The following is a 20666-nucleotide window of genomic DNA, read 5'->3' on the forward strand; positions in this document are numbered from 1 at the left end:
TCCACACAGAGCGTGGGAACGATCAGGTGTGGTGTTACTTGAAGTCGTTCTGGCGCCACGCTTCGTACACTGCAACAGCCACGGTGTTGGACAGGTTCAGGCTGCGGCAGCCTTCACGCATGGGCAGGCGCAGGCGCTGTTCGGCGGGCAGGGCATCCAGCACTTCCGGCGGCAAGCCGCGACTTTCCGGGCCGAAGATGAACGCATCGCCCGGGACAAACGCGGCATCATGAAACGGTCGCGAGCCCTTGGTGGTGAACGCGAACACCCGCGGGTTGCCGATGCTTGTCAGGCAACTGGCGAGATCCGCGTGACGTTGCAGCGTGGCATATTCGTGGTAGTCGAGACCGGCACGGCGCAAGCGCTTGTCGTCCATCTCGAAGCCCAGCGGTTCGATCAAATGCAGGTGGCAGCCGCTGTTGGCGCACAGCCTGATAACGTTGCCGGTATTCGGCGGAATTTCTGGTTGAAAAAGGATGACGTGAAACATGCACGGCTCCGAAGGTAAAGATGAGCGGCATTCTACGCCGCCTGTGGACAACCGTTCGAAACTATTCCCGCGCGTGATCGCTTCGCTGGCGATTGTCGGTGTCATGATCGGCTTGATGATCGGCCGCCTGACCACGCCGGATCCGACGGTGCTGCAACAGGTCGAGGTAACGGAACAGGGGCTGGTGGTGTGGTTCAACAACGAACCGAAGCTGCACGGCGAGATCATCGACGGCACCGTGGCGCTGCTGTTCCAGGCTGAGGGTCCGGCCCAGAAGGGCCAGCTCAGGCTCAATGGCAAAGACGTCAACTGGCGTACGCGAGCGAGTGATGGTGGGTTGTTGCTGACGGTGCTGGCGGCGCGGCCACTGCAGGGCGACTGGGCCGGCAGGGCGGTCGATGACCGCTGGCGTCTGGAGATTCATCTGCGGGAGTAATAAAAGCGGGAATCCCTGACCTGCCTGTATCAGGGTTCCCAAAACGGGATGGACTTCGCGTGAAGCGTCGGTCCGGTGTAAAGAGGGAACCCCCGGCCTGCCTGTACCAAGAGCCCCAAAAGGGTGAGCTCGCCGCGTGGCGCTGTGAGCCCGATGTAAAGAGGGGAATCCCCGGCCTGCCTGTACCAAGGTCCCCGAAAGGGTGGGTGAATCGAATCACCTGTAATAGGTATTGCAGGGCGCGTGCCAGGTTTTAATCTGTTGAAACAAAAAAGCTGCTCAGAAACACGAAAGCCCCTGAATCCGGGGCTTTCGTGTATTTGAAAGGTTGATTGTTCAGTGTTTTCGGCAGCGACTGTGGGGGGGGCGACTGTGCTCAATCGCGGGTCATCGTGCATTGATGCGGTGCACGCTGACCCTAAACGCTTCGCGAGCAAGCTCGCTCCCACCGTTGGAATGCAATCCCGTGTGGGAGCGAGCTTGCTCGCGAATGGATGTCACGGTCAGCGAAGATTCAAAGGCTGATCAGCCCTCATCCCCCTCGTCATCATCCCCACCATCAACCTTCATCCCCAGTTCCTTGATCTTGCGCGTCAGGGTATTCCGCCCCCAGCCCAGCAACACCGCCGCATCGCGCCGACGCCCAGCCGTGTGCTTCAGCGCGGTCTCGATCATGATCCGTTCAAACGCCGGAACCGCGCTGTCGAGCAAACTCGACTGACCACGCGCCAACGCCTGATCGGCCCACTGACGCAGCGCCTGTTCCCAGTTGGTCACCGGTGCCGAGTCCTGCGGCAGGTTCAGCAGTTCTGGCGGCAGGTCGCTGATGTGCACTTCGCGCCCGGACGCCATCACGGTGATCCAGCGGCAGGTGTTCTCCAGCTGGCGCACGTTGCCGCCCCACGGCAGGTTCTTCAGGTATTCCTCGGTTTCGCTTTTCAGCAGCTTCGGCTCGACCGCCAGTTCTTGCGCGGCGCGGCTGAGGAAATGCTTGGCCAGGGTCGGGATGTCTTCGCGACGGTCCGACAGGCGCGGGATGTGGATGCGGATCACGTTGAGGCGGTGGAACAAGTCCTCACGGAATTTGCCGGCGTGCACCAGGGTTTCCAGATTCTGGTGCGTCGCAGCGATGATGCGCACGTCGACCTTGACCGGCACATGCCCGCCGACGCGGTAGAACTCGCCGTCGGCCAGAACCCGCAGCAAACGGGTTTGCGTATCCGCCGGCATGTCGCCGATTTCATCGAGGAACAGCGTGCCGCCGTCAGCCTGTTCAAAGCGGCCGCGACGCAGGTTCGCCGCGCCGGTGAACGCGCCTTTCTCGTGGCCGAACAGCTCGGACTCCATCAGATCCTTGGGGATCGCCGCCATGTTCAGCGCGATGAACGGCGAGGCCGCGCGCGGGCTGTGGCGGTGCAGGGCGTGGGCGACCAGTTCTTTACCGGTGCCGGATTCACCGTTGATCAGCACGGTGATGTTGGAGTGGCTCAAGCGGCCGATGGCGCGAAACACTTCCTGCATCGCCGGCGCTTCGCCGATGATTTCCGGGGTGCGCGTCAGCGCCGGAACGACTTCCAGGCCTTGCTGTTCTTGCGCATGCTGGTTGGCACGTTTGACCAGCGACACCGCTTCATCAACGTCGAACGGCTTCGGCAAGTACTCGAACGCGCCGCCCTGATACGAGGCGACAGCGCTGTCCAGATCGGAGTGAGCGGTCATGATGATGACCGGCAAACGTGGGTGCTGCTCACGAATCCGCGCCAACAGGTCCAGACCACTGGCACCGGGCATGCGAATGTCGGAAATGATCACGTCAGGCTGTTGACGGGCCAGACGACTCATCACGCCATCAGCGCTGTCGAAGCTCTGGGTGGTCATGCCTTCCTGCTGCAAGGCCTTTTCCAGAACCCAACGGATAGAACGGTCGTCATCGACGATCCATACGGTTTCACTACGGCTCATGTCGATGTGGCTCCTTGTTCCAGTGGCAGAAAGATCGAGAACGTGGTGTGGCCTGGATGGCTGTCACACTCGATCAGACCCTGGTGCTGGCTGATGATGTTCTGGGTAATGGCCAGACCGAGCCCGGTACCGTCCGGGCGTCCGCTGACCATGGGAAAGAAAATGGTTTCCTGAAGTTCCGCCGGGATCCCCGGGCCGTTGTCGATGATCTCGATCTTGGTTACCAGGCGATGGCGGATGTGGCCGATGGTGAACTGGCGCATGGCGCGGGTGCGCAGGCTGATGCGGCCCAAGCGCAATTCGTTCTGGCTGCTGATCGCCTGCATCGCATTACGCACTATGTTCAATACGGCTTGAATCATTTGCTCGCGGTCGATCAACACGTCGGGAATGCTTGGGTCGTAATCGCGCACCAAGGTGATGCAGCCCTGGCTTTCCGCTTCGACCAGTTGGCAGACGCGCTCCAGCACTTCGTGAACGTTGCACATCGCCAGCGACGGCAGTTTGTTCGAACCGAGCATGCGGTCGACCAGATTGCGCAGGCGGTCGGCCTCTTCAATGATCACGTTGGTGTAATCGCGCAGGCTCTCTTCCGGCAGCTCGCGGGCGAGCAATTGCGCGGCGCCACGGATGCCGCCGAGCGGGTTCTTGATCTCGTGGGCCAGGCCGCGCACCAGCATCTTGCTGGTTTCCTGTTTGGACAGCTGCGCCTCTTCCTTGGTGATCCGCAGCAGGCGGTCACGCGGATGGACTTCCAGCAGGAGCATGGTCGCGCCGTTGCTGAGGATTGGCGTCACCGCGTAGTCCACGGTCAAGGTCTGGCCGGTGAGCGCGGTGAGCATGGCTTCGCGTTTGGTAAACGGATGCGCCTGTTCCACGGCCTGGCGCAGGGAATTCAGCGCCTCGGTGGATTCGGTGAACAGCTCGCTGATGAATTGCCCATGGCTGCGCTGCCCGCTGATGGCGAGCAGCATCTCCGCCGCCGGGTTCATGTACTCAAGGCGCAATTCGGCGTCGAGCAGGATGGTGGCGGTGGTCAGGTTGTCGAGCAGCAAACGGTGGATTGCGTCGCTAATGGTCATCGGAGCCTCTTTTGGGGGCGGAGCGTGCGCAAATAACAAGCGTCGGTGAACGGAAAATGCAAAAACCAAACCAAGGCTCCGAAAAGAAGCGTTCATCGCCTGAAACAGGCGTTTGACGCTCGTTTGCGTGGCAGTGGGCCAGCTCGAACGGGAAGTTTCGAACCAAAATGGGTTGGAATGTGAGTACGGTGCAGCCTATTGCACCAATATAGTGCGCAAAGCTGAGCGGCGTTAGAAGAAACGCAGGAAAGGGTTTTTCGGCTCTTCGGGTTTGTCTTTGAGCGGACATTCCGGGCGAACCCCGTAATCGTCGGCTACACAGGGTTTGACCTGGCGTTTCTGCGCGAGGGAAATGCGCAGCATGTGGAAGGGCTGGTTGGCAGTGCGTTCGACCGTCCGGCCTTCGGCGTCGAGGATTTCCACCGAAAGATTGTGGCTGCCTCGATCAATATTGTTCAGCGGGAAGACCGGGCTCAGCCCTGGTTCACCAGTGGCTTGACCATCCAGCAGCAGGCGATAACGGTGGCCGCGTTCCAGACCGGGTTCGCTGGTGACGCTGACGATGATTTCACCAGCGCTGCTGCGAATGGTCGCATCGGGCTCGGGCACCAGAATCCGCAGCATGTCGTAATGGAAGGGCGGTTGTTCGACGGATTTTTTCGCGGTGGTGATCGGCGCGTCGGCGGTCGGGTTGGCCGACATGCGATTGCTGGTGGCAATCGGTACGCGCTTGGCGTTGCCGCGGGGCTGGTCGGTGTAGACGCGGTTACCTTGTGCGTCGATATAGGTGAAGACCTCTGCCGAGGCTTGCACGGTCACCAGCGCAATCGCGGCGATGAGCCATGCGCGGATCATGGCTTGTGTACCCGTTGCACGCTGAGGGGGACTGGCGGGCTCTGCTGAATGATCGTCTGCCCGTCGATGACCTGCACCGCTAAACGATGCTCGCCGCGATCGACGTTGACCATTTGCAGGATCGGCACGTTGCTCGGCTGGCCGTAGGGCACGTCATCCAGCACCAGCCTTAATTGATGCGGCGGCTGCAGACGCGGCTTGATCAGCACTTGCACGGTGAACGTGCCGTTATTGGCGCGCAGGGCTTCTTCGCTGGGCAGGCCGGCGAGTTCGAGAGTGTCGTAGGCATTACGTGCAGGCTCATGGTTATCAGCTTCGGGCGCGGGCGGTGCGCTCGGCGCTTGCGGCTCGACCCGGTTGAGCGGCGGCAATTCCACCGGTTGCGCCTGCACTCCGTCCGGCGAGTGATCGCTGTACACCGTGTTGCCGTTGGCGTCGGTGTACTTGTAGATCTGCGCGGCGGCGGGCAGGGCGATCAACAACAGAATGTAGAGAAAGGTGCGATCCATGAAATCGACCGGGATAGAAAGCGATGGGGTGCAGCATAGGACAGGTGCGGCGGTTGGCCCAACCCTGCACACATCCCGAGATCATTCGGGCACCACAATTGATCGTTCCTACGCTCTGCGTGGGAACGCCTCAAGGGACGCTCCGCGTCCAGTGACGCGGAGCGTCACGGCCTGCATTCCCACGCGGAGCGTGGGAACGACCAGCATGACGCCATAAATTGCAGGCAATAAAAAAGGCCTCCCGAAGGAGGCCTCTTTCACTCACGCCACGTAACGCGGCGCTACCGGATCAGCAGCTGTAGTACAACTCATATTCCAGTGGGTGTACGAAGGTGCGAACCTTGATTTCTTCTTCCGATTTCAGCGCGATGTAAGCGTCGATGAAGTCGTCGGAGAATACGCCGCCCTTGGTCAGGAACGCGCGGCCCTTGTCCAGCTCTTCCAGGGCTTCTTTCAGGCTGCCGCAAACTTGTGGGATCTCTTTCGCCTCTTCAGGCGGCAGGTCATACAGGTTTTTGTCAGCAGCGTCGCCTGGGTGGATCTTGTTCTGGATACCGTCCAGACCGGCCATCAGCAGTGCTGCGAAGGCCAGGTACGGGTTAGCAGCCGGATCCGGGAAGCGGGCTTCGATACGGCGGGCTTTCGGGCTCGACACGTAAGGAATACGGATCGAAGCGGAACGGTTGCGAGCCGAGTAGGCCAGCATTACCGGAGCTTCGAAGCCTGGAACCAGACGCTTGTACGAGTTGGTCGCCGGGTTGGTGAAGCCGTTCAGGGCCTTACCGTGTTTGATGATGCCGCCGATGAAGTACAGAGCGGTATCGGACAGGCCGGCATAGCCTTCACCTGCGAAGGTGTTCTTGCCGTCTTTCCAGATCGACATGTGTACGTGCATGCCCGAACCGTTGTCGCCGTACAGTGGCTTCGGCATGAAGGTCGCGGTGCGGCCGTAAGCGTCAGCAACGTTGTGCACAACGTATTTCAGGGTTTGGGTTTCGTCGGCTTTCTTCACCAGGGTGTTGAACTTGACGCCGATTTCGTTCTGGCCGGCAGTCGCCACTTCGTGGTGGTGAACTTCAACGGTCAGGCCCATTTCTTCCAGTGCGTTGCACATGGAGGTACGGATTTCGTGGTCGTGGTCGAATGGTGGAACCGGGAAGTAGCCGCCTTTGACGCCTGGACGGTGACCCTTGTTGCCGCCTTCGATGTCCTGGTCGGACATCCACGAACCTTGCTCGGAGTAGATCTTGAACATCGAGCCGGAGATGTCCGACTTGAATTTCACCGAGTCAAAGATAAAGAATTCTGGCTCTGGACCGGCGAACACGGTATCACCGATACCGGTGGCTTTCAGGTGTTCTTCGGCACGCTTGGCGATCGCACGTGGGTCGCGGTCGTAGCCCTGCATGCTCGAAGGTTCGATGATGTCGCACACCAGGATCAGGGTGGCGTCTTCGGTGAACGGGTCGAGAACGGCAGTTTCGTCAACCGGCATCAGGATCATGTCGGAGGCTTCGATGCCTTTCCAGCCAGCAATGGAGGAGCCGTCGAACATTTTGCCAACTTCGAAGAAGTCGTCGTCCAAAGCATCGCGAGCCGGCATGGTCACGTGGTGCTGAGTACCTTTGGTGTCCGTGAAGCGCAGATCAATCCACTTGACGTCATGATCTTTGATGAGTTGAACCGTCTTCGACATATGTCCTCCGGGTGGCTTCGGGCTTGGTAGTGGATGCCCTTGAATTTGGGTGATGCCGGCGCGAATACTCTGCCAAGGCAACCTGCCTCACAAGGGAGCAAATTGCATGCCAGTGCCCCAGCATGGGTTTTTTGCCCCAATTTCACGCTTATTAAGGCTTCAAACGCCTGAAAGCTGAAAATCTCGCCCCCTAATGTAGCGCTATGAATCGGAAATGACCCGTTTTGGTGCATGCAAAACCTTCTGCACATTAACTGGTTAAACCTTGAGCAATTTCCGCTATAATCCGCGCCCCCCTTTTTCGGCTGGCCGTTCGCGCGCTGTTTTCATGAAACTAATCGTAAAAGTCTTCCCCGAGATCACTATCAAAAGCCGACCTGTCCGGACGAAATTCATCCGCCAGTTGGCCAAGAACATCCGCACCGTGCTCCGTGACCTGGACCCGGCCGTGGTGGTGAACGGTGTGTGGGACAATCTCGAGCTGGAAACCCGCGTAACCGACGCCAAAGCCTTGAAAGAGATGGGTGAGCGCCTGACCTGCATGCCGGGCATCGCGCACTTTCTGCAGATCGACGAATACCCGCTGGGCGACTTCGACGACATCACCGAGAAGTGCAAAGAGCACTACGGCGATGCACTGGCCGGGAAGATTTTCTCGGTGCGTTGCAAGCGTGCCGGCAAGCACACGTTCAGCTCGATGGACGTCGAAAAATACGTCGGCAGCAAGTTGCGCCGCGAGTGCGGTGCCGCCGGTATCGACCTGAAAGCGCCGGAAATCGAAGTTCGTATCGAAGTTCGCGACAAACGGTTGTTTGTGATTCACAGCCAGCACAACGGCATCGGCGGTTATCCGCTGGGTGCGTTGGAGCAGACGCTGGTATTGATGTCCGGCGGCTTTGACTCGACCGTTGCCGCCTACCAGATCATTCGTCGCGGCCTGATGACGCACTTCTGCTTCTTCAATCTGGGCGGTCGTGCCCATGAATTGGGCGTAATGGAAGTCGCGCATTTCATCTGGAAGAAGTACGGCAGCTCGCAACGCGTGCTATTTGTCAGTGTTCCGTTCGAAGAAGTTCTCGGCGAAATTCTCGGCAAAGTCGATAACAGTCATATGGGCGTCGTATTGAAGCGTATGATGTTGCGCGCGGCGTCGAACATCGCCGACCGCCTGCAGATCGAAGCGCTGGTTACCGGCGAGGCGATCTCCCAGGTATCGAGCCAGACCTTGCCGAACCTGTCGGTGATCGACTGCGTGACTGACAAGCTGGTCCTGCGCCCACTGATCGTGGCGCACAAGCAGGACATCATCGATACGGCCAACGAGATCGGCACCGCCGATTTCGCCCGGCACATGCCGGAATACTGCGGGGTTATTTCGGTCAATCCGAAGACTGCCGCCAAACGCGGTCGCGTTGAGCATGAAGAGAAAGAATTCGACATGGCGGTGCTTGAGCGTGCGCTCGAAAACGCCAAACTGGTGCCGATCGATCGCGTGATCGACGAATTGGGCCAGGACGTACAGATTGAAGAAGTCAGCGAAGCACTGGCCGGCCAGATCGTGATCGACATCCGTCACCCGGATGCCGCCGAGGATGAGCCGCTGGAACTCGCTGGCGTAGAAGTACAGACGATGCCGTTCTACGCAGTGAACGCTCGTTTCAAGGAGCTGGATCCGACTCGCCAGTACCTGCTGTATTGCGACAAAGGCGTGATGAGTCGCCTGCATGCTCACCATTTGCTCAGTGAGGGGCATGCCAATGTGCGCGTTTATCGACCGAGCTAAGTGCCCGGGGCTGTTTGCCTGTGGCCTGCGTCACCGGCCCCCCGACACCGCCGTCAAGCTGTAACGGCCATGCCGGACACTACTGCTAATCGCTGCCAAGACTTGTCAGCAAACCGAATCCTCTGATCGAGATACACAAGTGATCGAAAATCTACGCAACATCGCCATCATTGCCCACGTTGACCATGGTAAAACCACCCTGGTAGACAAACTCCTGCGTCAATCCGGCACTCTGGAGCGCAACGAGCTCAACGACGAGCGCGTGATGGACTCCAACGACCAGGAAAAAGAGCGCGGTATTACCATTCTGGCGAAAAACACCGCCATCAACTGGAACGGCTACCACATCAACATCGTGGACACCCCGGGCCACGCCGACTTCGGCGGCGAAGTTGAACGCGTAATGTCGATGGTTGACTCCGTTCTGCTGCTGGTTGACGCTCAAGACGGCCCTATGCCGCAAACCCGTTTCGTGACCAAGAAGGCTTTCGAAGCCGGCCTGCGTCCAATCGTGGTGATCAACAAGGTTGACCGTCCAGGCGCGCGTCCGGACTGGGTTCTGGATCAGATCTTCGACCTTTTCGACAACCTCGGTGCTACCGAAGAACAACTGGATTTCCAGGTTGTTTACGCCTCGGCCCTGAACGGCATTGCCGGTCTGGATCACACCGCCATGGCTGAAGACATGACCCCGCTGTACCAAGCGGTCGTCGACCACGTTCCGCCTCCGGCCGTTGACCGTGACGGTGCGTTCCAGATGCAGATCTCCGCTCTGGACTACAACAGCTTCCTGGGTGTTATCGGCGTTGGCCGTATCGCTCGTGGCCGCGTCAAGCCGAACACCCCGGTTGTAGCGATCGGTGCTGACGGCAAGCGCCGCAACGGCCGTATCCTGAAGCTGATGGGTCACCACGGTCTGCACCGCGTTGACGTTGAAGAAGCTGCAGCAGGCGATATCGTTTGCATCAGCGGCATGGACTCGCTGTTCATCTCCGACACCCTGTGCCACCCGGACACTGTCGAGGCGATGAAGCCTCTGACCGTTGACGAGCCAACCGTTTCGATGACCTTCCAGGTAAACGACTCGCCATTCTGCGGTAAAGAAGGCAAGTTCGTGACGTCCCGTAACATCAAGGACCGTCTGGACAAAGAGCTGCTGTACAACGTTGCACTGCGCGTTGAAGAAGGCGACACCGCTGACAAGTTCAAGGTTTCCGGCCGTGGTGAGCTGCACCTCTCGGTACTGATCGAAACCATGCGTCGCGAAGGCTTCGAAATCGCTCTGGGTCGTCCGGAAGTGATCATTCGTGAAGTTGACGGCGTCAAGCAAGAGCCGTTCGAAAACGTGACCATCGACATTCCTGAAGAAGCTCAGGGCAAGGTCATGGAAGAGATGGGTCTGCGTAAAGGCGACCTGAGCAACATGGTGCCGGATGGCAAGGGCCGTGTTCGTCTGGAATACAACATCCCTGCTCGCGGTCTGATTGGTTTCCGTAACCAGTTCCTGACCCTGACCAACGGTGCTGGCATCCTGACCTCGATCTTCGATCGTTACGACACCGTCAAGTCGGGCCACATGTCCGGCCGTCAGAACGGCGTTCTGGTTTCGGTTGAAACCGGCAAGGCACTGACCTACTCGCTGGAAACCCTGCAGGCTCGTGGCAAGCTGTTCGTAGAACACGGTCAAGAGATCTACAACGGTCAAATCGTTGGTCAGAACAGCCGCGACAACGACCTGGGTGTAAACCCAACCAAAGGCAAGAAGCTCGACAACATGCGTGCTTCGGGTAAAGACGAAACCATCGCTCTGGTTCCACCTGTTCGCTTCACCCTGGAACAGGCTCTGGAATACATCCAGGAAGACGAACTGTGCGAAGTCACTCCTAAGTCCATCCGTCTTCGCAAGAAGATCCTGGACGAAAGCGAGCGTACCCGCGCTGCCAAGAAAGCCAAGAACTGAGTCATTAGTTCAGGCTGAATGAAAACGCCCCCGGTCGCGAGACCGGGGGCGTTTTTGTTTGTCTGGGGTTTGATGATCTCGTTCCTACGCTCTGCGTGGGAATGCCTCAACGGACGCTCCGCGTTCGGCTTTTTGGGACGCAGAGCGTCCCGGGCTGCGTTCCCACGCGGAGCGTGGGAACGATCAGGATCAAAACTTCTCGATCGCGCGGAAATTCTGCTCGCGCACCACTTCCTTCGGCTTGTACGCGCAATACCCGGGACGCGGCCCGATCTTCGGGTGATTGCGGCAGGTATCCGGGCGCTTGTCATAAATGGTGCACAGGCGGCTCTTACGATCCAGGTAGTAGCAATCGTTGTTGCTCATGCGCTGCAGGGTGAAGATCCCGGACTTCTGATTGAAACGCTCGACCAGGCCTTCCTTTTGCAAACGCTTGGCGATGTTCTTCGGCGGGTCGCCCAGTTCGAACTCGTCGACCACACCGATGCGCACCAGATCCTTGATCTTCACCTCAACCGGCAGCGTGCAGCAGCTGGATATGCAGGAACCGCACATCGGGGCTGAGTATTTTGCCCACGTATCGAGACGATCGATCTCGGCGGCGGCAATCAGGTTGGGCTTCATCATCGGGAGTTACCAGGCGTGTGTGCATCAGGGCGCGCGATCATACCGGGACTGGTGGATTTTTGAACAACCTTTCGCCAGATTTTTTCTGCATGCAGGCACTTTGCCGGAAAATTCGGCACGGCCCCTGCATTCATTAGCCCATCCGCCAGGGTAATGCCGGGCCAGCTCACAGTCTCAGGAAATACTGCCGAACCAGAGCTTCGACCGTCGGTCAGACCGTCTAGGCTCAGACAATTCCCAGCTCGCTCGAGGTCCTATCGATGACTCAAGAACCACTAGTTCGCGAAGCAGAGGTGGCCGCATTCCGCGATGCCGTCCTGACCAAGCTCACCTATGCCGTGGGCAAAGACCCCGATCACGCCTTCGACCATGACTGGTTTGAAGCCATCGCTTTGGCTGCGCGCGATCACATGGTCGAACACTGGATGGACCACACCCGGCAGATTTATCGCAAAGGCCAGAAGCGGGTGTATTACCTCTCGCTGGAATTCCTTATCGGCCGTTTGCTCTATGACAGCCTCAGCAACCTTGGCTTGCTCGACGTCGCCCGTGAAGCGCTCACCGAACTCGGCGTGGATCTGGAACGCATCCGCTTGCTCGAGCCTGACGCGGCGCTCGGCAACGGCGGCCTCGGTCGTCTGGCAGCGTGCTTCATGGAAAGCATGTCGACCCTCGGCATCGCCGGCCACGGCTACGGCATTCGCTATGAACACGGCTTGTTCCGCCAGGCCATCGTCGACGGCTGGCAGCAGGAACAGACCGAGCACTGGCTGGATTTCGGTAACCCGTGGGAGTTTGAACGGCCAGAGGTTGTGTACTCCATCGGCTTCGGTGGCAGCGTCGAAACGGTCACCGACGTTTCCGGCAAATCCAAACAAGTCTGGTCGCCGGCAGAAACCGTCCGCGCGATTGCCTACGACACGCCGGTGGTCGGCTGGCGCGGGGCGAGCGTCAACACCCTGAGACTGTGGCGTGCCCGCGCCATGGAAGATTTGCACCTTGAGCGCTTCAACGCCGGTGACCACTTGGGCGCGGTCGCCGAAGTAGCGCGTGCGGAGAGTATCTCCCGCGTGCTCTACCCGGCGGACAGCACTGAAGCAGGGCAAGAGCTGCGCCTGCGTCAGGAATATTTCTTCGTCGCCGCTTCGCTGCAGGATCTGCTACGCCGTCATCGCAACATGCACTCCTCAGTGCTGACCCTCGGCGATCACGCGGCGATCCAGCTCAACGACACCCACCCTTCGATTGCGGTCGCCGAACTGATGCGCCAATTGGTCGACGTCTACGACGTGGCGTGGGATGCGGCGTGGCAAGTCACCGTCGACACGCTGTCGTACACCAACCACACATTGTTGCCGGAAGCCCTGGAAACCTGGCCGGTGGGGTTGATGGAGCGCATGCTGCCGCGACACATGCAGATCATTTACCTGATCAACGCGCAGCACATCGATTCGCTGCGCGCCAAGGGCATTCACGATTTCGACGTGCTCCGCGCCGTGTCGCTGATCGAAGAAGACAACGGTCGCCGCGTGCGCATGGGCAACCTCGCGTTTCTCGGTTCGCACAGCGTCAACGGTGTGTCCGGGCTGCACACGCAGCTGATGCGCAAAACCGTGTTCGCCGAACTGCACAAGCTCTACCCGGAGCGGATCAACAACAAAACCAACGGCATTACCTTCCGCCGCTGGTTGTATCAGGCCAACTCTGAACTGACCTCGATGCTGGTCGACGCGCTCGGTCCGGACTTGCTGGATAACCCTGAAGAACGCCTGCTCGATCTTGAACCGTTCGCCGAAAAACCCGCGTTCCGCAAAGCCTTCGCCGAGCAGCGACTGCACAGCAAAAAGGCGCTGGCCTATCTGATTCATGAACGGCTGGGCATCGCGGTCAACCCGGCGGCGATGTTCGACGTGCAGGTCAAACGCATCCACGAATACAAGCGCCAGTTGCTCAATCTGCTGCACACCGTGGCGCTGTATCAGGCGATTCGCGCCGAGCCGGAAGTCGACTGGGTGCCTCGCGTGAAAATCTTTGCCGGTAAAGCGGCGGCGAGTTATCACCAAGCGAAACTGATCATCAAGCTGACCAACGACATCGCCCGGGTGGTAAACAACGACCCGACCGTGCGCGGCTTGCTGAAAGTGGTATTCCTGCCCAACTACAACGTCAGCCTGGCGGAAAGCATCATTCCGGCGGCGGACTTGTCCGAGCAGATTTCCACCGCCGGTTTCGAGGCGTCGGGCACCAGTAACATGAAGTTCGGCCTCAACGGCGCACTGACCATCGGCACGCTGGATGGAGCTAACGTGGAAATGTGCGAGCGCATCGGTGCCGAGCACATGTTTATTTTCGGCCTCAGCGCGCAGCAGGTTGAAGCGCGTAAACAGAATCACGAGTTCAGCGCTTTGCCAGACATCGCCGCCTCCCACCGTCTGAACGATGTGCTGCAAGCGATCCGCAGCGGTGTGTTCTCGCCCGATGACACCTCGCGCTACACCGGGCTGATCGATTCGCTGGTGGATTACGACCGCTTCCTGGTCTGCGCCGACTTCGATTCGTATTGGGAAGCGCAGAAACGCGTTGAAGAGCACTGGCACGACAGCAACAACTGGTGGCGTTCGGCGGTGCTCAATACGTCGCGGATGGGCTGGTTCTCGTCAGACCGGACGATTCGCGAGTACGCCACGGATATCTGGAAAGCGCTGGAGTAACTTTCCGCCATAAATGTGCGTAAGGCCCAACGTTTGTTGGGCCGGATCGATATACTGAGCGCCGGTTGCCGGGTGTGTCAGTCGCCCATAATCCAATGTGGGAGCGAGCTTGCTCGCGAAGCGGTTGTCACGTTAAACAGAAATGTTGGCTGACAAAGCGCTTTCGCGAGCAGGCTCGCTCCCACAAGGTTTGAGCCTAGACTGAAGCCATCGCCGGACTCGCCCCGTCTTGGGGCCGCTTAGGGATATCGACCATGCAATGGATGTTCATGTTGATCGGGCTGGTGCTCGGCTGGCTGCTCGACGAGTCGTTCAGTGCTGCGCTGTTGGGCGCGTTGCTGGGGCTGGCGATCGGGCAGACGCTGCGCATTGCTCGGCTTGGCTCGCAAGCGCAGGAGCAGCAACGTCAACTTGAGCAAGCAAAGGTTGCCTTGCAGGGCGTCGAGCAGCGTCTGTTTCTGCTGGAGGGAGCACCGGTGCGTGCCGTGCCGCCGCCGGGCGCAGCGCCTGTCAGCGAACCTGTTGTAGAACCGGTCAAAGTCGTTGAAGAAGCGCCAGCCGCTGAATTGGTCTGGGAGCTACCGCCGGAACTCGAACCTCTTTCTACCGTCGCCAGCGAAACCAGTCAACCGCTGCCCGCCGATGTCTGGAACCTCGACGCCGTTACTCCCGAACCACAAAAACCCGCCGAACCCCGTGGCCCGAACCTTATCGAGCGCGGCATCAGTGCTGCGCGCAATTGGCTGTTCGGCGGCAACACCGTGCTGCGCGTTGGCGTAGTGTTGCTGTTTTTCGGTCTGGCGTTCCTGCTGCGCTACGCCACCGAAGGCATGGTCGTGCCGATCGAGTTGCGTTACGCCGGTGTCGCAGCCGCCGCGCTGGGCTTGCTCGCGCTGGGCTGGTGGCTACGCAATCGCAACAGTAATTACGCATTGATGCTGCAAGGCACCGGGATCGCGGTGTTGTACCTGACGGTGTTTGCGGCGATGCGTCTGCATCCGTTGCTCGATCCGTCTGCCGCGCTGGGCTTGCTGGTCGCGGTGACGGTGTTCTCGGCGATTCTGGCAATCACCCAAGACTCGCTGGCGTTGGCCGCCGTCGCCGCACTGGGTGGATTCGCCGCGCCGATCCTGACCTCGACCGGCGCCGGCAACCACGTCGCACTGTTCAGTTATTTCGCGCTGCTCAACGCCGGCATTCTCGCCATCGCCTGGTTCAAGGCTTGGCGCACGCTCAACCTGATCGGCTTTGTCGGCACCTTCGGCATCGGTTTCGCCTGGGGCATACGTTCCTATACGCCGGAACTGCTGTGGAGCACCGAGCCGTTTCTGATTCTGTTCTTCCTGATGTATCTCGCCATCGGTCTGCTGTTCGCCCGACGCAAGTTGCGCGACATGCCGGATGCCCCGGCGGATGACGACCGTGAGGCGTTGCTGCAATGGTCGGCACGCAAGGGTGATTACGTCGATGGGACGATGCTGTTCGGCCCGCCGATCATTGGCTTCGGTTTGCAGTTTGCGCTGGTCCAGCATCTGGAGTTTGCCGCCGCGTTCAGCGCGCTGGCACTCGGCATGATTTACATGGCGCTGGCCAAGGTGTTGATGGGCGGGCGCGCGATGTTGCTGGGCGAAACCTGTTTGGCGCTCGGGGTGATTTTCGCCAGTCTGGCGATCCCGCTGGGGCTGGATGCGCGCTGGACGTCGGCGGCATGGGCTGTGGAAGGTGCGGGGATTTTCTGGCTCGGTTTGCGTCAGCATCGACCGTTTGCCCGGGCCTTTGCTTTGCTGCTGCAACTCGGTTCGGCACTGGCCTTCCTTAGTCAGTTGCGCGTTGGCGAAAGCAGTTTGCTCGACGGCGCACCGCTGGGCGCGTTGATGCTTGGCATCGCGTTGCTGTTCAGCTTCCATCAATTGCGCAAGGCCTCGCCCCAACAGGCTGCGCCATGGGAGCGTCAAGGCCTGCCAGTGCTGGCGGCTCTGGGCCTGACTTTCCTCTATCTGCTGGCGCCGTTGTTTTTCTTTGTTCAGGGCACTGCGATCAGTTGGGCGCTGGCCGGCTTGGCGACTCTGTTTATCGGTCTGCGGATTCAGTCGCGCACGTTCCTGTTCAGCGCATTCGCCGTGCAGTTGCTCGGTGGCGCGTTGTTCCTGTTGCGTCTGCAAGGTGCGGGGGAGGATTCAGCAGCGGTATTCAGCGCTGGCTGGAGCGGCTTGCTCAGTGCTTCGTTGATTGGTCTGGCGTTGATCGCCGGCATGCTGTTGGCGGCGCGCGACGACATGGTGCGCAGCGACGTGCGCCTGTTGCGCGGTCTGTCGGTGGTATTGCTGGCCGGTCTGGTGCTGATCAATTTGGCGGTGCTGTTCGTGCTGCCATGGCAGACCGCGAGTGCGTTGTGGGCCGCGAGTGGTTTGCTGATTATCTGGTTGAGCCTGTACCTCAAGCAGCGCGTGAGTTTTGTTTTTGGTCTGCTGTTGCAGGTGATCGGTGGCGCGGCGTTTCTGCTCGCCGGTCCCGGACTGCTCGGGCCGCTGTCCAGCGAAGGGCTCAGGCCATTGGCGCATGGCGGATTCTGGACGCCGTTGGTGCTGGGGTTGGCGGCAATGATCGGTGCCTGGCGCTTGCAGTTGGGTAATCACGCCTCGGCCTTCGATGCGTTGAGTTTGCAGCGTCTGTCCAAGGTGTTGCTGGTGTGGGGCGCGGGTTGGTGGGCGTTGGCGTGGGTCAGTGAGGTGCTGCGGTTTGCTTCGCCGAATCTGCAAGGCCCGTTGTTGCTATTGGTTGCAGCGATCAGCGTGGCGCTGTGGACGCTGTTGTCGCTGCGCTTGAGATGGCCGGCGCTGGGTTTGCTTTGCACTTTGTTGATTCCGGCTGCGGCGCTGGTCCTGCTCGGGGCCTGGCATTCGCGTTATCACCCGGCAGCCGATTTCGGCTGGCTGGCGTGGGCGGCGGTGTTCGCCGTGCATTTCTTCAGCTTGCGGCGTTTGGCTTCGATGCTGCCGGCGCGGGCCTTGAGCACCGCGCATGTGCTCGGTTGCTGGCTGCTGATCGGCGTGCTGGCGCTGGAATTGCGTTACGGCCTGCTGCTGTTGTCCGAGCAATACAACGCCTGGCGCTGGCTGGGCTGGGCGATTCTGCCGAGCATTTATCTGTTGCTGGCGGCGGCCCCGCGTTCCTGGCCGTGGCCGGTCGCAGCGTTTGCCCGCGAATACCGCTTGTACGCCGCTGCGCCGTTGGCGGTGCTGATGCTCGCGTGGTTCTGGCTGGCCAACGGTGTCAGCGATGGCAACGCCGAACCGTTGCCGTACGTGCCGCTGCTTAACCCGTTGGAGTTGGGTTTGCTGTTCGCGTTGTTTGGCGTTTATGTCTGGTCGCGCAGTGCGGTGTCGCAACTGGCGATTCGTCAGGATTACGCCGACTACGCGACGCAACTGATCGCTGGGGTTTCGCTGTTCGCCTTCTGCACCGCTTTGGTCACCCGCGCGGCTCACCATTGGGCCGGCATTCCTTTCGAACTGGATACGCTGCGCGCCTCAATGCTGGTGCAGGCCGGGTTGTCCATCGTCTGGACGCTGATGGCGCTGGGGCTGATGATCGGCGGCCACCTGCGTCATCGCCGCGAGGTCTGGCTGATCGGCGCGGCGCTGATTGCGCTGGTGGTGGCCAAACTGATTTTTGTCGAACTGAGCAACCGTGGCGGCCTCGCCCGGATCGTCTCGTTTATCGGCGTCGGCGTGTTGTTGCTGGTGGTCGGCTATTTCGCCCCGCTGCCGCCCAAACGTGTCGAAGCTGAACCGGCGGCGGACACACCGGCCCCGAACACCGAAGGAGTTTCATCTTGAGTCGCATGCTGAATCTGGGTTGGTTGGCTTTGGGCGTGGTGATGGTGGCCGGCGCGCAGGAAAAACCGGCGGACTTCGCCACGCAGGTGCCGTTATCGGTGAGCGGCAACGGCCCGTGGTATCGCCTCGAATTGCCGTTGAACGTGCAATTGCAGGCGCGCCAGACCGACCTCAGCGACCTGCGCGTATTCAACGCCGCCGGTGAACCGCAAGCCTATGCGCTGGCCCGCGAGTCGGCGCAAACCCGTGATGAAGGTCAGTTGCACGAGGTGAAATGGTTCCCGCTGTACAACGCCGCGGACGCCAGCGAGCGCGCGCCGAATGTGCGCGTGCAATCGACCACCAACGGCACCCTGGTCGAGGTGCAGCCATCCAGCCAATTGGAGGCGGGAGAAGAGGTTCTACGCGGCTGGTTGCTCGATGCCAGCGCGATCAAGGCGCCGCTGCAGCAGTTGATCCTCGACTGGACCAGCGAGCGCGACGGCTTCCAGCGCTTCAGCATCGAGGCCAGCGACGACCTGCAGCACTGGCAGCCGTGGGGCGAAGGCCAAGTCGCTCGGCTGACGTTTTCCGATGAACGCATCGAGCAGCACGAAGTGACGTTACCGGGGCAATCGGCGCGCTATGTGCGGCTGTTGTGGGAATCGCCGAGCTCGGCACCGATCCTGACGGCTGCGCAGTTGAAAAGCAGCGACCGGCGCGATTTGCCGCTGCCGTTGGTCTGGTCCCAGGCATTGGCCGGCAGCAGCACCAAGGCCGGGGAATACACCTGGCAATTGCCGATGGGGTTGAACGTCGAGCGGATTCAGGTTGAGTTGAAACAGCCAAACAGTCTCGCGCCGGTGACACTGGCCGGACGTCGTGAGAGCAGCCTGCCGTGGCAGGAGCTGAGCAGCGGCCTGCTCTATCGCCTGACCCAAAATAATCAGGACGTGGTGCAGAACGAATTGCAACTCTACGGGCAGACCGTGCAGCAGTTGAAGCTGACGGTGGATGAGCGCGGGGGTGGTCTGGGCGCGCAGGCACCAAGCGTGAAATACGCGGTGCGGGCGACGCAGGTGATCTTCCTCGCGCGAGGGGAGGGGCCTTACAGTCTGGCGTTGGGCAATCCAAGTGTGAAAACGGCGAATCTGCCGCTGGCGACGCTGATTCCGGATTTCACACCAGAGAAACTGGCGGCGTTGGGCAAGGCGGTGGTTCAGGGTGAAGCGTTGGCTACGCAGACTTCGACAGCGACCACGGCGGCGGTGGCGCAGACCCATTGGAAGAAGATCGGGTTGTGGGCGGTGTTGTTGCTGAGCGTGGTGTTCCTGGGAGCGATGGCGTTTAGCTTGTTGCGCAAGCCGCCTGCCAATTCCTGAGAATGGCTGGCGCTGCGCGCCATTCGCGAGCAGGCTCGCTCCCACATTGGTTCTTCAGTGGCCACCAATTCAGCGGTCACCCCGATTCCCTGTGGGAGCGAGCCTGCTCGCGAAAGCGGCGTGTCAGCCAATACATATTCCGAACTGATCAATCAACCACCAGCCACATCGGTCCGATTTCCAACTACGCTAAACCCGCTACCTGAACTCTCCACCGACAATCACGTCTCATGCAGGCAAATACACCCCAACGCACGTTACCGGGCGTCTTCGCTCGCTACGTTTTCAGACTCCCTGTAAACTGCGCGGGTTTTTAGCCCCCCATTCCACCGGAGCCGTCCATGTCCCGCGTTACCCTGAGTCGCTATTTGATTGAGCAGACCCGCAGCAATAACACTCCTGCCGATCTGCGTTTCCTGATCGAAGTGGTGGCGCGTGCCTGCAAGGAGATCAACCACGCCGTGTCCAAAGGCGCCCTGGGTGGTGTTCTGGGCAGCATGGGCACTGAAAACGTTCAGGGCGAAGTGCAGAAGAAGCTCGACGTGATCTCCAACGAAATCCTGCTCGAAGCCAACGAATGGGGCGGTCACCTGGCCGGCATGGCGTCCGAAGAAATGGACAATGCCTACCAGATCCCGGGCAAATACCCGAAAGGCGCGTACCTGCTGGTATTCGACCCACTGGACGGTTCGTCGAACATCGACATCAACGCCCCGGTCGGCACGATCTTCTCGGTCCTGCGTTGCCCGAACGAATACCTGAGCCAGAACGAGCCACTGAACGAGAAAGCGTTTCTGCAGCCAGGCACCCAACAGGTTGCCGCCGGTTATGCGATCTACGGTCCACAGACCATGCTGATCCTGACCTTGGGCGACGGCGTGAAAGGTTTCACCCTAGACCGTGAAATGGGCAGCTTCGTGCTGACTCACGAAAACATCACCATTCCTGAATCGACCCAGGAATTCGCCATCAACATGTCCAACCAGCGTCACTGGGAAGCCCCGGTACAGCGTTACGTGGGCGAGCTGCTGGCCGGTGAAGAAGGCCCGCTGAAGAAGAATTACAACATGCGTTGGGTCGCGGCGATGGTTGCTGATGTACACCGCATCCTGACCCGTGGCGGTCTGTTCATGTACCCGCGCGACAGCCGTGAGCCATCCAAGCCAGGCAAACTGCGTCTGATGTACGAAGCCAACCCGATGTCGTTCCTGGTGGAACAAGCGGGCGGCGCGTCCACCGACGGTCACCAGCGCATTCTCGACATTCAGCCTGAAGGCCTGCACCAGCGTGTCGCGGTGTTCCTCGGTTCGAAAGAAGAAGTCGCACGCGCTACGGCCTACCACAAGGAATAAACC

General features: G+C 60.0%; 14 protein-coding genes. 7 read left to right on the forward strand and 7 right to left on the reverse strand.

From position 1 onward, the window contains the following. Positions 1 to 34: 34 nt before the first annotated feature. On the reverse strand, positions 35 to 490 hold the full coding sequence (locus ACQ4OE_RS01230) for a tRNA (cytidine(34)-2'-O)-methyltransferase (RefSeq protein ID WP_122593981.1): 456 nt from the start codon (positions 488 to 490) through the stop codon (positions 35 to 37). Between ACQ4OE_RS01230 and ACQ4OE_RS01235 the strand changes: the two genes are divergently transcribed. After that, entirely contained in the window at positions 489 to 926 is a 438-nt protein-coding gene (locus ACQ4OE_RS01235; RefSeq protein WP_122593980.1) for a hypothetical protein, read from the forward strand. The two genes, ACQ4OE_RS01230 and ACQ4OE_RS01235, sit on opposite strands and share 2 nt — an antisense overlap. A 525-nt stretch (positions 927 to 1451) precedes the next feature. Here the strand turns inward: ACQ4OE_RS01235 and ntrC are convergent. The 5 genes from ntrC to glnA form a co-directional block, all read right to left on the reverse strand. Further along, the gene (gene ntrC / locus ACQ4OE_RS01240; RefSeq protein WP_007909238.1) at positions 1452 to 2888 is read right to left on the reverse strand and encodes a nitrogen regulation protein NR(I); all 1437 of its coding nucleotides are present in this window, start codon (positions 2886 to 2888) and stop codon (positions 1452 to 1454) included. Further along, positions 2885 to 3970: a nitrogen regulation protein NR(II) gene (gene glnL, locus ACQ4OE_RS01245; RefSeq protein ID WP_122593979.1), complete on the reverse strand. Its 1086-nt coding sequence runs from the start codon at positions 3968 to 3970 to the stop codon at positions 2885 to 2887. Before glnL ends, ntrC begins: the two co-directional genes overlap by 4 nt. A 231-nt stretch (positions 3971 to 4201) precedes the next feature. Beyond that, positions 4202 to 4825: a DUF4124 domain-containing protein gene (locus ACQ4OE_RS01250; RefSeq protein ID WP_430945382.1), complete on the reverse strand. Its 624-nt coding sequence runs from the start codon at positions 4823 to 4825 to the stop codon at positions 4202 to 4204. Continuing rightward, positions 4822 to 5334 (reverse strand): DUF4124 domain-containing protein, encoded by a 513-nt coding sequence (locus ACQ4OE_RS01255; RefSeq protein ID WP_430945383.1) that lies wholly within the window; start codon positions 5332 to 5334, stop codon positions 4822 to 4824. Before ACQ4OE_RS01255 ends, ACQ4OE_RS01250 begins: the two co-directional genes overlap by 4 nt. Positions 5335 to 5623: 289 nt before the next feature. Beyond that, on the reverse strand, positions 5624 to 7030 hold the full coding sequence (gene glnA, locus ACQ4OE_RS01260; RefSeq protein WP_008080570.1) for a type I glutamate--ammonia ligase: 1407 nt from the start codon (positions 7028 to 7030) through the stop codon (positions 5624 to 5626). 328 nt (positions 7031 to 7358) lie between these two features. On the opposite strand from glnA, the gene thiI reads away from it, so the two are divergent. Both thiI and typA read left to right on the forward strand, forming a co-directional pair. Then, positions 7359 to 8813: a tRNA uracil 4-sulfurtransferase ThiI gene (gene thiI / locus ACQ4OE_RS01265; RefSeq protein ID WP_137218606.1), complete on the forward strand. Its 1455-nt coding sequence runs from the start codon at positions 7359 to 7361 to the stop codon at positions 8811 to 8813. Positions 8814 to 8952: 139 nt separating this feature from the next. Continuing rightward, positions 8953 to 10773 (forward strand): translational GTPase TypA, encoded by a 1821-nt coding sequence (gene typA / locus ACQ4OE_RS01270; RefSeq protein WP_122593975.1) that lies wholly within the window; start codon positions 8953 to 8955, stop codon positions 10771 to 10773. Positions 10774 to 10962: 189 nt separating this feature from the next. Here typA and ACQ4OE_RS01275 read toward each other — a convergent pair whose 3' ends face one another. Continuing rightward, positions 10963 to 11400, reverse strand: coding sequence for a YkgJ family cysteine cluster protein (locus ACQ4OE_RS01275; protein WP_008080573.1), 438 nt, complete (start codon positions 11398 to 11400; stop codon positions 10963 to 10965). Positions 11401 to 11660: 260 nt separating this feature from the next. Between ACQ4OE_RS01275 and ACQ4OE_RS01280 the strand changes: the two genes are divergently transcribed. The 4 genes from ACQ4OE_RS01280 to ACQ4OE_RS01295 all read left to right on the forward strand — a co-directional run bounded on the left by ACQ4OE_RS01280 (position 11661) and on the right by ACQ4OE_RS01295 (position 20663). Then, positions 11661 to 14111: a glycogen/starch/alpha-glucan phosphorylase gene (locus ACQ4OE_RS01280; RefSeq protein WP_122593974.1), complete on the forward strand. Its 2451-nt coding sequence runs from the start codon at positions 11661 to 11663 to the stop codon at positions 14109 to 14111. 254 nt (positions 14112 to 14365) lie between these two features. Further along, on the forward strand, positions 14366 to 17950 hold the full coding sequence (locus ACQ4OE_RS01285; RefSeq protein ID WP_430945384.1) for a DUF2339 domain-containing protein: 3585 nt from the start codon (positions 14366 to 14368) through the stop codon (positions 17948 to 17950). Further along, positions 17947 to 19311, forward strand: a complete 1365-nt coding sequence (locus ACQ4OE_RS01290; RefSeq protein ID WP_430945385.1) for a DUF3999 domain-containing protein — start codon at positions 17947 to 17949, stop codon at positions 19309 to 19311. Before ACQ4OE_RS01285 ends, ACQ4OE_RS01290 begins: the two co-directional genes overlap by 4 nt. A 341-nt stretch (positions 19312 to 19652) precedes the next feature. Next, complete coding sequence (locus ACQ4OE_RS01295; RefSeq protein WP_008080580.1) at positions 19653 to 20663, forward strand: class 1 fructose-bisphosphatase; 1011 nt, start codon at positions 19653 to 19655, stop codon at positions 20661 to 20663. The last annotated feature ends 3 nt before the right edge of the window (positions 20664 to 20666 follow it).

Source organism: Pseudomonas sp. WC2 (assembly GCF_050586545.1).
Lineage (GTDB): Bacteria > Pseudomonadota > Gammaproteobacteria > Pseudomonadales > Pseudomonadaceae > Aquipseudomonas.

Excerpts from the sequence above, each read along its gene's own strand:
- ACQ4OE_RS01255 (WP_430945383.1), bottom strand. The coding sequence starts at position 5,334 with ATGGATCGCACCTTTCTCTACATTCTGTTGTTGATCGCCCTGCCCGCC.
- ACQ4OE_RS01285 (WP_430945384.1), top strand. The coding sequence starts at position 14,366 with ATGCAATGGATGTTCATGTTGATCGGGCTGGTGCTCGGCTGGCTGCTC.
- glnL (WP_122593979.1), bottom strand. The coding sequence starts at position 3,970 with ATGACCATTAGCGACGCAATCCACCGTTTGCTGCTCGACAACCTGACC.
- glnA (WP_008080570.1), bottom strand. The coding sequence starts at position 7,030 with ATGTCGAAGACGGTTCAACTCATCAAAGATCATGACGTCAAGTGGATT.
- thiI (WP_137218606.1), top strand. The coding sequence starts at position 7,359 with ATGAAACTAATCGTAAAAGTCTTCCCCGAGATCACTATCAAAAGCCGA.
- ACQ4OE_RS01295 (WP_008080580.1), top strand. The coding sequence starts at position 19,653 with ATGTCCCGCGTTACCCTGAGTCGCTATTTGATTGAGCAGACCCGCAGC.
- ACQ4OE_RS01275 (WP_008080573.1), bottom strand. The coding sequence starts at position 11,400 with ATGATGAAGCCCAACCTGATTGCCGCCGCCGAGATCGATCGTCTCGAT.
- ACQ4OE_RS01280 (WP_122593974.1), top strand. The coding sequence starts at position 11,661 with ATGACTCAAGAACCACTAGTTCGCGAAGCAGAGGTGGCCGCATTCCGC.
- ACQ4OE_RS01235 (WP_122593980.1), top strand. The coding sequence starts at position 489 with ATGCACGGCTCCGAAGGTAAAGATGAGCGGCATTCTACGCCGCCTGTG.
- ACQ4OE_RS01230 (WP_122593981.1), bottom strand. The coding sequence starts at position 490 with ATGTTTCACGTCATCCTTTTTCAACCAGAAATTCCGCCGAATACCGGC.
- ntrC (WP_007909238.1), bottom strand. The coding sequence starts at position 2,888 with ATGAGCCGTAGTGAAACCGTATGGATCGTCGATGACGACCGTTCTATC.
- ACQ4OE_RS01250 (WP_430945382.1), bottom strand. The coding sequence starts at position 4,825 with ATGATCCGCGCATGGCTCATCGCCGCGATTGCGCTGGTGACCGTGCAA.